The 17,437-nt window shown below is 71.5% G+C and carries 3 protein-coding genes; all 3 read right to left on the reverse strand.

The window, feature by feature from the left end:
• Window positions 1–132: 132 nt before the first annotated feature.
• The 3 genes from BLU62_RS17990 to BLU62_RS18000 are packed head-to-tail and all read right to left on the reverse strand — an operon-like array spanning window position 133 to window position 17,374.
• Window positions 133–1,896 carry a DUF4012 domain-containing protein gene (locus tag BLU62_RS17990; RefSeq protein ID WP_074851156.1) on the reverse strand — a complete coding sequence of 588 codons (1,764 nt, stop codon included), beginning with the start codon at window positions 1,894–1,896 and terminating at the stop codon, window positions 133–135.
• Window positions 1,893–2,504 (reverse strand): low molecular weight protein-tyrosine-phosphatase, encoded by a 612-nt coding sequence (locus BLU62_RS17995; protein WP_074851157.1) that lies wholly within the window; start codon window positions 2,502–2,504, stop codon window positions 1,893–1,895. Before BLU62_RS17995 ends, BLU62_RS17990 begins: the two co-directional genes overlap by 4 nt.
• Complete coding sequence (locus BLU62_RS18000) at window positions 2,498–17,374, reverse strand: non-ribosomal peptide synthetase (RefSeq protein WP_074851158.1); 14,877 nt, start codon at window positions 17,372–17,374, stop codon at window positions 2,498–2,500. Before BLU62_RS18000 ends, BLU62_RS17995 begins: the two co-directional genes overlap by 7 nt.
• Window positions 17,375–17,437 lie beyond the last annotated feature (63 nt).

Raw genomic sequence — 17,437 nt, forward strand, 5'->3', positions numbered from 1 at the left:
CCTTCGTGGCTCGCTTCGCTCGCACCTCAGGGAGCGGGGGTCCCGCACCGCGGCACCGTCACTCTTGCGGTCCGCACGCGGGCACCATCACTCCCGCGGCCCGCACGCGGGCACGTCACTCCCGCGGGCACGTCACTCCCGCGGCCCGCACGCGGGCACGTCGACGGTGACGGTCGGATCGTCGACCAGCGGCTGCACCGGCACGTCGGCCTCGCCGAACGCGGCGGTCGGCTCGTCGATCTTCAGCGTGACCGTGGCGCTCTGTCCCGGTCCGATCCCGACGCGGGTCGAGTAGTACGGCCGCCCGTGCAAGGTCTGCTCGACGTAGAAGGCGCCGGCGTCGCCGAGGGTCATCTCCTTGAGGACCGCACCCTTGGTGGCGAGGAACTCCACGTTGGCCAGGTTGGTGCCCTTGTCCACCGTCAGTTCGGTGCCGAGACCGCCCGCGACGTAGTCGGTGAGCCCCGTCTCGTCGAGGGTGTTGGTCAGGGTGACGGTGATGGTGCTCTCCCGGGTGTCGCCACTGCAATCGCCTGCGGTGTACTCGATCTCGCGGCGCAGGTAGTAGTCGAGCTTGCTGCCCGAGGCGTTGCCGATCGCCACCTGGAGATACGGCGAGTCGGTGTCGGAGATCTGGTGGCCGAGCTTGGTGGTCTCGAGGATCTCCTGTTCGGCGGGCGTGGTGCTGTAGATCATGATCCGGCGCTCGTGGACGCCGCGTCCGAGCGCCTCGAGCAGCGACCGGGTGCTGCCGCCCGAGGTGATCATCTTCTTGACGACGGCCTGGGAGATGGACTGCAGGTACGCCTTTCGTGCCTCGTTGTCGTCGGCGAATCGCTGATAGGAGGTCGACAGCGTGATGGGGACGACGTTGTCGCCGGTGATCCTCTCCCCGCCGGGCAGCGTCACCGGCCCGGCGGCGTCGAGTACGTACTTCAGCGCGATCGGGTCGAGGGCGATGGCGCCGTCGAGCCGCTGACCGGTCTGGGCCTGCCAGTTGGCCAGCCAGATCTTGGCGGCGTCGGGGAAGTGCGCGGACAGGTTCCCGTTCCGGAAGTCGGTGTACGGCTTGTAGTAGGAGTAGATCGAGTCGTACTCCGCCCCCAGGTTGATCTTCGGCGTCGCCGGGTCGCGGAACTCCGAATTGGCCCCCAGCTCCGGAACCGTCACGCGCCCACCGGTCGCGTTGAGCAACCCGAAGCCGCCTACGAGACCGCCGGTTCCGCGCGCTTCCGACGGTGTCTGGAAGGCCAGGAAGTAGTTGCGCGGTCCCTCCGAACCCAGCATCGGCGGAATGAGCTGCGCGGCGATGTCGGTCGCGACGAGCGTGGACTCGGCTGCATCTACCTGTTCGGCGAGTTGGGTTCTCGCGTCGGCGACGACGCCGAGCCAGCTCGGATCGATCGACGCCACCTGGCCGGCCACCTCGGTCGAGCGTTCGGCGACCTCGGCGAGCGCCGGCTGCGCCTCCCGGAGCAGCTTGAGGTTGACGGTGTTCCCCGTCCGCAGCCGATCCGGGTTCAGCACGCCGGCGAGGTCGGCGGCCGGGAGGAGTACCTCGGAGGAGAGCGCTTCGACGGCGTCGCTCATCTGTTGCACCGACTCGAGCGGCGACCCGATCCCCGGGATCGCGGCCACCGCCGACCAGATGAAGCCGTGGGACTTCTCGGACGCGGCCTGCGCACTGTCGGCGGCCGCCGTGGCGGCCTGGGCGGCGCCGGCCTGATCACCGTCGAGCATCAGGGTTCGCGCACGCGAGGCGTCGGTCCGCACCGACTCCAGATCGCCCTTGACCTTCAGCGCCGAGTACGCGAGCCACGCGACGCACGCGGCGACGAGCACCACGATCACGGCGACGATCTGGACCGCCCGGTTTCCGGCGATGCGGCGGATCATCGGCTCTCCCCTGTCGTCTCGGTGATGTGCTGTGCCGCCAGCCATCCGGCGACGGTCTCGACCTTCGGCTCGATCTCGGCGAAGACGCGGTCGAAGTCCTCACGCGGCCGGCCCATCGGGTCGACGATGTCGAGGAGCGACGAGTTGGGATCGATGCGACCCCGCCCCGCCATGATCGCTGCGAGGGTGCCGCTCTCGTCCGGGGCGCCGGACTCCGCCAGCGCGGCGAACTCGGTGAGCGTGAACACGCGCTTCCAGCGCGCGGGTGCCATCTGCTGGGCGGCCGCGCGGTGCTCGCGGCTCATGCACAGCACGATGTCGGCCTGGGCCAGCATCGGCGGCCGCAGGTACCGGGACTCGAAACCCGCTGCGTCGTAGCCGTGTTCGGTGAGGACGGCGGCCGAGTGCGGATGGATCGGCTGACCGTTGAGTGCCCCGGTACCGGCGCTGCTCGAGGTGACGGCGAGCTCCGTCCCGTCCGCCCGCATGCGGTCGGCCAGGCCGGCCAGCACGCGTTCACCGATCGGTGAGCGGCAGATGTTGCCCGTACAGACGAACAGGATCGACAGCCCCGTCGACGTCGCGTCCCGGTCGGTTCCGGTCACCATTCCTCCTCGATTCTCCTGGCCAGCCGACGCATCACGTCGGGGTCTCCCAATTGCGCGTGTGTCACTCCGGCGGGCAACACTTCCACCGCCGGTGTCTCGGTCCCGGCCTCGTTCCGGACCGCCCGCCCCCAGCTCTCAACATCCGGATTGTCCTCGGCGGCAACGTAGATCACCTTACCGACGGGCACCGGACGCAGTTCGTAGGACCGCGCCGCGGCCGCCAGGGTCCGGGAACGATCTTCGAATCGCCGCAGGGCCTGCGGGTCGTGTCGTTCGGCCGCGGCCCGGAGCGGGTGGTCCTCGCCGAGGAGTTCGTCGTCGGCGACGCCCTGCAGGTCCTCTGGGGTCCGGGGGTCGAGCACCATCAGCACCGCGACCCGCTCCCCGGTCTCGACGAGCTGCCGGCTCATCTCGTGCGCGATGATGCCGCCGAGCGACCAGCCGACAAGGTGGTACGGCCCGACCGGCTGACGTGCCCGGACCGCCGCGACGTGCAGGGCCGCGATCTCCGGCAGGGTCGTGGGCAGTGGGCGGTCGGCGACCACCAGTTCGGGCAGTTGTAGGCCGTACGCGACGGCCGTGTCCAGTGATGCACCGAGGGCACGGAACGGTTCGGCGATCCCCGCGGCGGTGTGCACGCACCACACCACCGGGGCGCCGGATTCCGCGGTATCGGCATCCACATCCGACAAGGGCACCACGCGGTGATCGACGCCGGTGCCCTCACCCGAGGACATGGCCTCGACCACGCGGGCCACCTCGGCCGGCGTGCGGTGGGTGAACAGGTCCGCGACCTCCACGACGATCCCGGTGCGGCGTGAGAGTTCGTCGCGCAGCTGCACCAGCGCCAGGGAGTTGCCGCCCATCCCGAAGAAGTCGTCGTCCATCCCCGGCCCGTGTTCGCCCGGCGTGTCGCCCAGCACCGCCAGGAACGCTTCGCGCACCGTCCTTTCCGTGGATGTCTCGGGTTCGCGGGTCGATTCCGACCACACCGGCTCGGGCAGCCGCCGATGATCGATCTTGCCCGCCCCGCTCAGCGGCAGTTCGGCCATCTCGACGATCCGGCCGGGCACCATGTGCCGCGGCAGCAGCGCGCGGCAGGCGTCGGCGAGCCGGTCGGCGGGCACCGCGGAGACCACGTACGAGACCAGTGCGGGACCGGCCGGTCCCGGCCGCAGCACCGTGACCGATCGCCGGGCCCCGGCGCCCACCAGCACGGCGTCGATCTCGGCGGGCTCGACGCGCTGGCCGCGGATCTTCATCTGGCGGTCGGCGCGTCCGACGTAGACGAGCTCGCCGGTCCCACGATCCCACCGCACGAGGTCGCCGGTCCGGTAGCGGCGACGCCCGTCGTTCCCGGCCACGAAGGTCGCGGCGGTCAGCGCCCGGTCCCCGAGATAGCCACGGGCGACACCGGTTCCGCTCACGTAGAGTTCGCCGACGACGCCGGGCGGCACGTGCCGCAGCCGGGTGTCGAGGACCTCGGCGCCGATCCCGGGACGCGGGTGACCCAGCCGCACCGGTTCGCCCGGACGGTAGGCGCTGGTGGACACCGTCACGGTCGTCTCGGTCGGGCCGTAGATGTTCAGCACCTGAGCCCGCTCCGACCACGCCGCCGCCAGGTCCGCCGGCAGCGCCTCCCCGCCGATGTAGACCAGCCGCACCGACGTGATCGACTCCGGCTGCATGGTCCGCATCACCGACGGGGTCGCGGTGAACACGCTGACCCCGGTGCGGTCGAGGAACCCGGCGAGTTCGCGACCACCGACGATCTCGGGTGGCACGACCACGAGCGTCGCCCCCGTCGCCAGCGGCAGCAGCATGTCGTGGAACGTCGCGTCGAAGCCGGGGCTGATCGCCATTCCCACGCGGTCGCCGGACTCCACATCGCCGAGCGCGGCGACGCGATGCACGCCACGGTGGGTGACGCCGACGATGTTCGGCGTGCCGGTGGTGCCCGACGTCGTGATGACGTAGGCGAGCGAGTCCGGTGAGACGCGCGTGATCGGTTCCGACGCAACGGGTCCCGACGGCTGCGCGGGAATGTCACCGGGACCGATCGCGGTCGCCCGCGCCCCGTCGACCACGTGGTCGATCCGGGCCGCCGGATAGGTGACGTCGACGGGGACGCACACCCCGCCGATGCGGCTCACCGCCCAGATGGCGACCACCGATTCGATCGAGCGCGGGACCACGACCGCCACCGCATCGCCCGCGCCGAGACCGCGGGCGCGGAACGCGCGCGCCGTCTCCGACACCCAGGCGTCGAACTCGAGGTGGGTGAGGGTCCGGGTGCCGTCGGCGATCGCCGGACGCCGGCCGTGCGACGCCACCGCCTCGGCGAACAGATCGGCGAGCAGGGGTTCGGTCCCGGTGGGCGCGTTGACCCGTGCACGGCCGGTGAGGAATTCGCGTTCGGCCCCGGTGAGCGGTTCGATGGCGGCGACGCGTCTCGCCGGGTCTCCCGTCACCGCCGCGACGGCGGCCACCAGACGTTCACCGAGACCGCGGATCACGTTCTCGTCGAACAGATCCCGCGCGTGATGGAGTTGCAGACGCCAGGTGTCCCCGGAACGGACGGCGACGACGTGCACGTCGAACTCGCTGTGCGAATCCATCGCGGTGCGCGGCGCACCTGGTTCCGGTGAGGCACCGCCCGGCTCGATCCCGGCGGCCTCGACCACCGAGAAGGCGACCTGTACGAGCGGGTGGCGCCCGGGCACTCGAGGTGGATCGACGAGCGCGACGACGTCGTCGAAGGCGATGGCAGCGTGGTCCAGGGCGGCGAGGTCGGCGTCCCGGACGGTCTCGATGAGCCCACCCACCGTCAGGCCGGCGGTCAGCCGCGTGCGCAGGACGACCGTCGAGATCAGCATCCCGACCGTTCCGGCGCTGTCCTCGTCGCGGCGCATCGAGGCCGGCGTCGCCACCGCGATGTCGTCGACTCCGGTCTGGGCCGCGAGCGCGAGTGCGGTGGCGGCGTGAAGCACGTGGAAATCGCTGGCCTGCGCACGGCGGGCCGCCGACGAGATCGATCGGGCGACGGTGTCGTCGACCGCGAACTCGACGACCGACGTACGCAGGTCGCGGGCGGGCGGGCGGTGCCCCACGAGGTCGAGCTCCCCGCCGTATCCGTCGAGGGCCACCCCCCAGTAACGGAGCAGTTCGGCGCGCGAACCCTGTTCCTCGGCGACCATCCGTCGCGCGAGGACGTCGAAGCCGACCGGTTTCCCGTCGAGCGTCTCACCGGCCAGGAGCGCGATGAGTTCCCGTTCGACGATGGCCGCCGATTCGCCGTCGATCGCGATGTGGTGGGCGACGAGCACCACCGCGACGGGCACGGGGTCGACCGCCTCGGCGGTGTCGACTGCATCGCCGCGGCCCTCCGACAGCAACCACACCCGAACCGGCGGATCCCCGGCGAGATCGAACGGCGCGGAGAACTCGTCGGCGATCGTCGTTCCGGTCAATGCGGAGGAGTCGAGATGCCGTATCGGCGGCCGCCATCCGTCGACGACCTGCTGCCGCGGACCGTCGGGCGTGGCCAGGTAGCGGGTACGCAGCGCCGGGTGGCGATCGACGAGCGAGTCGAGTGCGCCGGCCACATCGGCGTTCGTCACCCCGGCCGGCACGCCGACGACGACCGGGACCGAGTAGATCGGGACCGGCCCGAGCATCTGGGCCCCGACCCACATGCGGCGCTGCGTCGGTGCCAGCGGGATCGCCACGGACGGGCCGTCCGGGATCTCGTCGGTGAGAGCGGCAGGCGCACGGGAGGTGTCGGCCGTATCGGCGGCGGCCAGTGCGGACACCGCGGCCGCGAGCGCCACGGGTGTCGGGTGCTCGAACAGCACGCGCGTCGGCACCCGGATGCCGAGGTGGCGTCCCAGTGCGGAGGTCACCCTGGTGGCCGACAACGAGGTACCGCCGAGAGCGAAGAAGTCGTCGGACTCCGCGAGGGCATCCGAGACCTCGAGCACCTCGGCCATGACCGCGCCGACGCGCGCGACGAGGTCGGCCGTGGCGAGGTCAAGCGTTTCGGGTTCGCCTGCGTGCGTCACGGTTTCGGCCGCCCTGGGCTCATGCGCGACGAACCCGTCGGCGTCGACGGTCGCCGCGACGATCGGGAACGGGTTCCCGACGTCACCCAGGCCGCGCAGCAGGGTCGTGTACTCGTCGAGCAACGTCTGCGCCACACCGTCCGGGATCTCTCCGGAGTGCACCAGCTTGACGTGCAGTTCGTCATCGCTCTCCGCGAGGACCACCTCGATGTCGTACTTCGCGTCGACGGTCGAGGTCGCCTCGGTGATCAGCGAGGCCACCGCACCGGCCAGGACGACCTCACCGGACGCCTGGGGAACGACCTCCTGGCTGACGAGCAACACCGAGATCAGCGGGTCGGCGCCGTCGCGGGCCGCGGGGCGGACCGCTCGGACTACGTCCTCATACGGGACGTCGCCATGTGCCAGCGCGGCCAGCGCGACGTCGCGTACCCGCTCGACGGCCTCCCGGACCGGCGTGTCGGGCCGGAGACTCGTGCGCAGCGCGACGGTGTTGACGAACATACCAACCACCGGCTCCCACTCGGCGGCCGAACGCCCGTGCACCGGCACGCCGATCAGGACGTCCCAGTGGCCGGTCAGCTGACCGAGGGTCGCCGCGAGGGCCGCGTGCGCAACCTGGAACACCGTCGCCGACAACGCTTTCGCGGTCTGATGGATCGCGGGGGCCGGGACGGACGCGGTGATCCGACCGGTGACCCCGGCGCCATCGGCGTCACGGCGGCCGGGTAACCGGAGCGGTTCCGGAGCGTCGGCGAGAGTCGCTGTCCAGTAGCGGATCTGGCGCGCATAGGGGCTGTCCCGATCGGAGGGGTCGCCGAGGCGTGCCATCTGCCACTGCGTGAAGTCGGCGTAGGTGAACGCCTCGTCGGCCGCCACCGCCAGCCGCTCGCCGTCGTACGCCCGCATCAGGTCGGCGAGCAGCACCCGGATCGACCAGCCGTCGATCGCGATGTGGTGGAGCACCGCCGCCAGGTAGAGGTCCGGGTTCTCGGAGGCGATGCCCTCGGGTGTGTCCGCCTCGAAGACCGCCGCACGGAATCCGGGCTCGTTCTCGAGATCGAACGGCGCCCGCAGATACTCGGTCACCTGCTGACGGAGTACAGCGCCGACGTCTCCGTCCCCGACCTCGACCTCGACCAGGCGATGTGTCAGCACCGGGCTGCGGTGTTCGACCCGCCGCTGCACCGGCCCGGCCGGCGAGTCCGGGTAGACGGTCCGCAGCACCGCGTGGGCCCCGACCACCTCGTCGACTGCCTTGCGCAGCCGGGCGAGGTCGACGCGCCCGCGGATCCGCATGACCACGGGCACGTGGTACGCGGTCGAGGTCGGGTCGAAATGGTGGTGAATCCACATGCGGCGCTGCGGATATGCCAGCGGCAAGGGGTCCGGGACGGGTAGTCTCGCCGGCGCCGGCGACTGCGCGGAGTAGGTCTCGGAGGTCCGGGAGACCAGGACCTCGACGCGCCGCGCCAGTTCGCCGATCGTCCGCGCTTCGAACAGCAGGCGCGCAGCGATGTCGGCTCCGGCGGAGGCGGACAGCCTCGAGGTGACCTGGGTGGCCGACAGCGAGGTGCCGCCGTCGGCGAAGAAATCGGAGTCCGCGTCGAAGCTCTCGACGGGCCGGTCGAGGACCTCCGCCCACACCGACGCGATGAGCAGCTCGACCTCCCCCGTCAGCGCGCGGCCGGCCGTGGCCGCACCCGGGGCACCGGTCGCGCCGAAGTCCGGCGCGGGCAGGGACGCGACGTCGATCTTGCCGTTGCGGCCGAGCGGCAGTTCCGCGACCTCGACGAAGGCACTCGGGATCATGGTGCGCGGCAATACATGTGACAGCTGCGAGGCGAGGTCGTCGATGCGGGGTCCGGCATCGGGCTCGCCGACGACCCAGGAGACCAGGACCTTCTCGCCGGCGGCGGTGGCGCGGGCCGCGGTCACCGAGGTGGCGACGCCGGACAGCCGGGACAGCGCCGCGTCGATCTCCGCGGGTTCGAGGCGGACGCCCCGGATCTTGACCTGGTCGTCGGTGCGGCCGTGGATCACGAAGGTCCCGTCTCCGCGCCGATGCACCAGGTCTCCGGTCCGATACATCCGTGTGCCCGCCCGACCGGCGACGAAGGCGCTCGCGGTCGCGCGTGGATCGTCGAGATACCCACGCGCCAGGCAGTTCCCGGAGAGATAGAGTTCACCGACCGTGTGGTCCGGAACCGGGTGCAACCCGGCGTCGAGGACCTGCATGGCCACGCCGTCGAGCGGCCGCCCGATGTGTACCGCACCCGAGGCACCGTGGGCGTAGCGCGCACTGCTCACCGCCACGGTCGCCTCGGTCGGACCGTACTCGTTGCTGAGGGTGCCGGATCTCGTCCACTCGCGGATGAGGCCGGCGCCGAGCGGTTCACCGCCGACCGCGACGTGCCGCACGCGGGGCAGGTCGCCGGGGCGCAACGTCGCGAGCACCGACGGGGTCGTGAGCAGGACCGTCACACCCGCGTCGTGGACGAGGTCGGCGAGTTCGTCCGCCGCGATGACGTCGGGCGGACACACGATCATCGTCGCACCGGCGATCCGCGGCGGCAGAATGCCCATCAGGTGGGCGTCGAAACCCGTTGCGTACGTGTGCAGGACCCGGTCGTCGGCCGCCAGACCCAACCGGCAGACGGTGTCGCGGGCCCATCCCGCCAGTCCGCGATGGGTGACCGCGACGCCCTTGGGCACACCCGTCGTGCCGGAGGTGAACGTGATGTAGGCGACGTCGTCCAGCATCACGGCCCGCACCCGTTCCGTGTCGTCGAACGGCGGCACCTCCGACGGCAATCCGGCGAACAGGTCGTCGAGAGCGAGGACCGCGGCACCGGCGGGGTCGATCCCGGCAGGGTCGATCCCGGCGAGCGTGAGCACCACCGTCGGGCGGCACCGGCCGAGGATCGAGCGTCGGCGCCCGGCCGGGTCGGCGGGGTCGACGTTGACGAACGCCGCGCCCGCACGGGCGATCGCGACGGTCGCGACGACGCCGTACACCGACCTCGGCAGCATGCCGACGACCACGTCCCCGGCGCCCACACCGCGCTCGATCAGCACGCGCGCCAGGTACGTCGACAACCGGTCGAAGTCGTCCTCGGTGATCTCGGTTCCGAATCCCGGTATCCGATGACGGGGGTCGACGACCGCGATGTCGGACGGGGATGCGTCATGCGACGTGACCAACGCGTCGAAGATCTCCGGCTCGAACTGCGCCGTCGCCGTCTCCCCGACCGCCGGGGCCATCAGCGACCGCACCGGTTCTGCGGGTGCGAGAACGCCGCGCCGTAGTGTCTCGACGACCAGGTCGCACAGGGCTTCCAGCCGGTCCGAGGTCGCGACGGAATCGGTACAGGACATGGTCAGATGCAGAGCGCCGGCATGCCGGTACATCGAGACGTCGATGCCGAAGAGCGGGATTCCCAGCACTCCCGAGGCGGCGTTGCCGACCTCCCCGGAGGGGAACTCGGCTTCCACCCATTCGACGATCGCGTCCGGCACCGCACCGAAGGACACCTCGAACAGCGGGGTGCCGGCCCCGGCGCGGCCGGGGTCGGCGATCTCGGAGATCTCGGTGAGCGGCAGATCGGCATGGGAGAAGGCGCCGAGGTCCACCGCCGTCACCCGCGACAGGAGTTCGCCGAAGGAGAGTTCCGCGTCGATCGGCGTGTGCAGCGGCACCGCACGCGCGAACAGGCCCGGCACACCGACGAGGCCCGGGTCGAGACGACCGGACAGCGCGGTACCGATGGTCACCACCCCGGCCCCCGACTGCCGGGCCAGCACGGCGGCGAGCGCGGTGTGCGCGGCGATGAACGGGGTCGACGACCGGTCGACCGTCAGCGCATCCAGCGACGCGGTGACGGTCTCGTCGAGACGGCCGTGCGCACGGTGCACGATCGTCTGTCCGGGTGCCGCAACGGTGTGCGCCTGCAGGTTCACCTCGGGCAGCCGGAGCTGCTCGACCGGCCGGACGAACGCCGCACGCCAGAACGACGCGAGTTCGGACCGCCTCGACTCCAGCGTCTCGGCACGCCACACGGAGTACCGCCGGTAGTCGGTTCCGCTCGACGGCAGCGTCGCTCCCGAGAGAGCGGTGTCGAGTTCGCCGGCCAGGATCGCGAAGGACTCCCCGTCGGCGGCGATGTGGTGGATCACCCCGAGAAGCCAGGTGGTTCCGTCGATCTCGACGATCCGGACCCGCCACGGGAGCGAGACGGCGAGGTCGATGGGCGCGGCCATCGCCGCGAGCACGGCGGTCGCATCCTGCGTGGCGACGTCCGGGCCGGCCGAATCGAGCTCGGATTCCAGATGGGCGAGAACGGCGGCGTCGTCCCACCGGCGCTGTACCGGGACCTGTTGGCGCATCGGGAATCCGGTGCACAGCGCGTCGTGTCGCGTCACGATCGCCGCCAGCGCGCGTCGCGCGTCGCCGGGTTCCGCATCGATCGGCAATGACAGCGGGAGGAGGTAGCCGGTGAAGTCCGGTTCGGTCCGCCACCGCAACCACACGTCCATCTGTTCCGGTGTGAGCGGGAGATCCGCGGGGATCTCGCGGTCGTCGCCCGACAGGGACACCCGCGATGGAACGAATGGTGTCCCCGGTGTGGCCAGCCGCGCAGCCAGTTCCGCGACGGTCGGGTACTCGAAGACGTCGCCGACCTCGACGCGGTATCCCATCCCGGCGAGCGTGGCGGCCAGACGCGCCGCCGAGAGCGAGGTGCCACCGGCGGCGAAGAAGTTCGTGTCGGCGCCGAGGTGACCGGCGTCCTCACCGATGACCGCACGGATCGCCGACGCGACCGTCTCCTCGATCGGGCCGAGCGCCCGTCCGACCGGCGGGGCGGTGTCGGCGATGCTCGCGAAGAGCTTGTCGCGGTCGATCTTCCCGGTCCCGGTCATCGGCCAGCCGTCGACGATCGTGGCCCGGGACGGCACGGCGTGAGCCGGCAACCGGGTCGCGCAGTCGGCCAGGATCGACGCCTCGTCGAGGTCGTCCAGGACGTCGAAGTCGGCGAGGCCGTCCTCGGTCACGAAGGCCAGCAGGTGCTCGTCGCCCGCCCGTCGGCCCGGTCGTACCAGGACGCGCGCATCGCCCACGCCCGGTATCGCGCGCAGAGCCGAGACGATCTCACCGAGTTCCACACGGTGGCCGCGGATCTGGACCTGGTCGTCGTTGCGGCCGAGGTAGGCGAAACGACCCGGAGCGACCTCGCGGACGCGGTCGCCGGTGCGGTACATCCGCCGGCCGCTACCCGACGGGTCCGCGACGAATCGGGTCGCGGTGAGACCCGGTGCGTTGAGGTAGCCGAGCGCGACCTGCTCGCCGGCGAGATACAGTTCGCCGGCCGCACCGGTCGGCACCGGCCGCAGGCGCCGGTCCAGCACCATCGCGCCGACGCCGTCGAACGGGGTGCCGATGATGCTGCGTTCGTCGTCGAGGTCGACGTCGGCGGCGGTGAGCACGACGGTCGTCTCGGTGATGCCGTACATGTTGACCAGGCGGGTGCGGGGATGCTCGGCCGCCCAGGCGCGCAACGTGTTCGGCGCGAGGGTCTCACCGCCGAAGACGACGGCCCGCAGTGACGTCAGTTCCGGCGCGGCCGGGGCCCCCGCCGCTCTGGTGGTCGTCGCCAGGTCGACGATTCCGCTGAACGCGGTCGGGGTCTGCGACAGGATCGTGATCCCGTGCCGGTCGATCACCGCGGCGAGAGCACGGGGATCCCGCACGGTCGCATGGTCCACGACGACCACGCTGCCCCCGGATGCGAGCGCACCCAGGATCTCCCAGACCGAGAAGTCGAAGGCGTAGGAGTGCACCCAGGCCCAGACGTCCTGCGCCGACGCGTCGACGAGATCGAGTCCCGCCCCCATCAGAGCGGCCACGTTCTGCCGGGTCACCACCACGGCCTTCGGCAGGCCGGTGGAACCGGAGGTGTGGATGACATACGCGGCGCCCGGCATCGTCTGCGCGCGTTGATGACCCACCCCGGCCGTCACCTGGAGACGGCTGTCGACGATCGCGGCCGGGGCGGTCCCGGCAAGGATCAGGTCGATGCGCGCCTGCGGATGGTCCGGATCGATCGGAACATAGACCGCGTCGGCGAGGAGGGTCCCGACGATCGCCACCACGGTGTCCGCGCGTCGGTCCATGAGCAGTGCCACGCGGTCGCCGGGCCGCACCCCGAACTCCCGCAGGTGCGCCGCCAGCGCGCGCGCCCGGTCCACGAGAGTGCGATAGTCGAGCGTCTCCTCACCGGCGATGACCGCGGTCGCCTCGGGGGCCGCGGAGGCGTGGCGGAGAAGGGCGCGGACGGGGTCGACGCAGGCGGTCCGGCGGCTGCCCGGATCGGCGACCGGCCCCGGCGACAGGCATTCGGCGATCAACGTGCCCGGTGCCGAGGCGCCCAGAGCCGCAACGGCCTCGACGAACCTGTCGAGCAGCCGACCGGCCGACGCCACATCGACTCGGTGCTCGGCGATCGTCAGAGTGACGGACAGCCCGTTCCCGTCGTCGATCACGGTGAATTCCAACGCGGTTCGCGCCTCGCCGGTGCGCAACGTCTCCCCGCCGGCGAAGACCGTCGAGGCGACGAGATCGGGTGCCGTCGCATGGTATGCGAAGATGACGTCGGACAGTCCGGTCGGTCCGGTGTCGGCGAACGTGACGGCCGTGCCGAGATCGCGGCCGGCGCCCGCGAGCGCTTCGGCGATCGAGGTCTGGCGAGCGCCGGTCACCCGCACCGGCACCGTCTCGACGAACATGCCGACGGGGCGGAGTTCCTCGCTGGTGAACCGGCCCGACACCGGCATCGACAGCACGACGTCGTCGGAGTCGGTGAACTCGGCTAGGGTTGCCGAGAGTGCCACGCACAGAAGCGTGTTGACGGTGGTGCCGCTCTCTCGCGCTCGCGCGGACGCGGCATCGGTGACCGCACGATCGATCCGGCGGCTCGTGTGGACCGCGGGTCCGGCGGTGAGCCCGGACGCCGCGGGATCGCCCACCGGCGGTTCGGGCAGTGCGAGACGTTCCGGGGCATCGCGGAGGAACCGGGTCCAGAAGACCTCTGCAGCAGCCCTGTTCGCAGTTGTGGTCGCTGTCGCAGTCGCAGGGCCGGATGGTCGTGCTTCCAGGACCTCACTGAACGCGACCGCTTCGGTCTCCCAGACGGGTTCCGCACCGGCCGCGCGCGCACGGACGGCGTGGGCGAAGTCCTCCAGCACGATGTGCAGCGACCATTCGTCGACGGCGATGTGATGGGCGACGAGAACCAGTTCGACGGCCTCGCGGGTCTCGTCGAGTACCGCTCGCCACGGGACCCCGGTCCGCAGGTCGAACGGCGCCGACACGGCGAGATCGACGCCCGCCGGGTTCAGGGTCGCGCTGGTGATCGGTGCGGCAGCGGCAGATTCGGCCCGGCCGCGAACCCGTGCGACCGGCTCCCCGTCGACCTCCGGGTACACGGTCCGCAGTGCCTCGTGCCGGGTGGCCACGTCGACCAGGGCGGCTCGAGCGGCGTCGGCGGAGATGTGTTCGGCGAGCGTGAGACGCACGGGCAGGTGATACACCGTCGCACGAGGGTCGGCGCGGTTGAGCAGCCAGATCTCCTGCTGGGCGCGGGTCGGCCGATAGGAGACGACGCCGCCGGTGGATGTCGTCCGCCTCGGGACGGCTGCGTCGATGACCGCGGCGAGCTCGCCGAGTGTCGTCACCGCCGCCAGGTCGCGCATGTCGACCACCACGCGCAGCCTGCTGCCGAGGTGGGTACCGAGCTGCATGAATCCCAGTGAGGTGGCGCCCAGTCGGACGAGTTCGTCGTCCATCGACGGACGCGATACGCCCAGCACCTCGGTCACCGCGTCGGCGACCGCCACCTCGGTGGCCGTCATCGGCGGCCGATACGTTGCCGGTGGCTCGCGTACCTCCGCGATCAGTCCGGCCGCCGCATGCCGGTCGACGTTGCCGGTCGCATCGGTCGGCAACTCGTCGAGGATCACCACGCGGCGGGGTCGGGTCGATGCGGGCACCTCGCCGTCCACCCGGCGCCGGACAGCGGCCCGGACCCGCTGGTGGTCGGCGTCGTCGGTGCCGCAGACGACGCCGACGTCGAGTCCGCCCGAGGTCGCCACCGTGACCGCGTACCCGACACCGGCGACCTGTCCCGCCGCCCGGTCGAGTGCCGCGAGATCGATCCGCACGCCGCCGAGGGTCACCACATCGCCTGCGCGGTGGTCGATCACCAACATGGCAGTGCCCGGGTCGAAGTGGCCGCGGTCGCCGGTGTGCAGCATCCGTGTTCCCCGGTCCCACGGGCACGCCACGAGGGTGGCCGCGGTGCCGACCGGGTCGTCGGCGACGCCCCGGATCACCTGCGGACCGGTCACATAGACGTCGCCCGTGATCCCGGCCGGAACCGGCCGCAGCCAACGGTCCAGAACGGCGATCTCGGTGCCGGGACGCGGTGCACCACTGGGCAATCGGTGGTCGACGGCGGCATCGGGGGCGATCCGCCGGTTCGCCGTCACCGGACCGAACGCGCCGCGCGGACAGTACGGCGCCGACACCTCGCGACCGAAGGCCAGGCGCACCAGAGCGGCCGGCGCGATGTCCTCCCCCGCCACCAGGAGCGAGGTCATCGGCCCCTGCTTGTCGAGCCCCGGGACATCTTCCGGCGTGGCGATCACGTGTGTGACCGACGCGGTGTCCGCACCGGGCACGACGAGCCGCAGGCCGTGCGCGGCCGCCGCGATGATCTCCAGATGGGCGGCCGACGACCCGGCGTCAGCGTCGAAGAGGAGGCGGCCGTACACGAGATCGGTCGACCGGTCGTCGAACAGTCCGGTGGCGATCAGCGCGGCCACCGCGCACTGGGGCACCGCAACGGTCGTGGCGACCCCGGAATCGGATTCCGTGATCGCGAGATGGCAGGCGATGTCCTCGGATTCGGGTGGACGGACCGGCGCTGCGGAGGCCTCGAGCCCATCGAGGTCCGTGAGTGTCAGGAGGCGCGGACCCGAGTCCGACGCCGGGGCGTCCTCGGACTGTGCGGCGATGACGAGCGCGGGACGTGCGCTCACCGGCAGCGTCGCGACGGCCGCACGCGGCGCGATCGGATCGAGCAGGACGAGTGCGGCACCGCTCACCCCCACCGCCCACCACGCGGTCAGCCGGTCGACGCCCGGCGGCAACGCAATACCCACCACGGCCCCCGGAGCCGCGCCGGCGGTTCGGAGTCGGGCAGCGAGATCCACTGCGCGGCCGTGTAACCGGTCGAACGTGAGCGGTCGGGTGCGGGGCTCGTCGATCACCGGCCCGTGCGCGTGACGCGCGGCCGCGGCGGCGAGCGCCTCGGGCACGGTGGCCGGCACGGACCCGAGGGCTGCGCCGCGGACCACCGCCACCGGGTCGGCGAGCGGGAGATCGTCGATGCGGGTGTCCGGCGCTTGCACAAGAGCATCGGCGAAGGTGCGCAGCATCGCGAGGAACTGTCGATGATGCTCGGCGACCTCGGCGTCGTCGTAGCGATTGGGGTTGGCCTCCACCCCGATCATCAGCACCGAGTCCCGGTCCTCGCCGGCGACCGGGACGATGTTGATCGTCAGATCCTCGGCGGGGCCGACCGTGAGTATGTGGAAGGTGCCGTGCGCCTCTCCGCAGGGGAACTCGCGCTGGAAGAGCATGAGATTGAGCATCGGACCGGACCGCTCCTGCGCCGCGGTGCGCCGTACGCGTCCGCTGGTCTCGTCGGCGGCGACATCGGCCCAGATGTCCTCGCCGCGGTAACGCTGGTGCCGCAGCGCGCCGAGGAGTGCCGCCTGTGTGGTGGCCAGCGCATCGGCGACCGACGCCTCCCCCGCGACGCCGGTACGCAACGGAACCACATTCGAGACGGGCAGCGGCGTCGAGCGGAGCGCAGCGGTGGTGCGCGCGGCCACCGGGAACTGGAAGATCACCTCGTCGCCCTCGGCCGCGGCTCGGGACAGGTAGGCCGAGAACGCGGCGACGATGACGTTCGGAAGGATCGTCGAACGCACCTCGGCCGCGCGGCGGAGCGCATCCATCGTGCCCGCGTCCACAGGCGCGTGGACGCGCCGCGACACCGCGTCGGGCTCGCCGCGCCGATGGGCGAGCGACGCGGGGATTCCCACCCCGGCCATGGCCTGTCGCCAGTGACTCCGGTCGGTGTCGAAGCGTCGCGATGCGCGGTACTCGTCGTCGGCGCGCGCAGGCAGATCGAGGTCCACCGGTTTGACGGCCGGAGGCGTGCCGCCGGTCACCGCGGCGTGATAGGCGGCGATCGCCTCGACCATGCGGTCCTTGCCGCCCACCCCGTCCGAGAGCAGGTGGTGGCCGCGGTTGTAGACGAAGAACTTCTCGTCGCCGAGTCGGAAGAGACAGCCGCGGGCGGTGCGGTCGACCCGGGGGTCCAGTGGTCGCGCACAGTCTTCGCGCATGATCGCCTCGGCGGCCGCCCGCGGGTCCGGGCGATCCCGAAGATCGACGACGTCGGCCCAGTAGTGCAGCGACGGGTCGTAGACGCCCACCAGCCCGTCGTCGGTGTCCTCGAACCTCAGCTGGGTGAACCGGGCGCGACGCACCACCTCGCTGGTCACGCGGAGGAAGAGTTCGACGTCGATCGGCCCGTCGATCTCGACGTACTGCGCGACGTTGATCGGCACATCCGGTGCCGCCTGCTGGGTGAACCACAGCGCTCGTTGCGCGGCACTGAGCCGGAATCGTCGGACGATTCCGGCAGTGGGGGTCTCGGGCGGCGGGATCGGGTCGCTCATGGCCGGCCCGCCCGTCGCTCACCCGGTCCGTGGGACCAGGAACTCATGGGGCACGCCGGCCGT

The sequence above is a fragment of the Gordonia westfalica genome, assembly GCF_900105725.1.
Lineage (GTDB): Bacteria > Actinomycetota > Actinomycetes > Mycobacteriales > Mycobacteriaceae > Gordonia > Gordonia westfalica.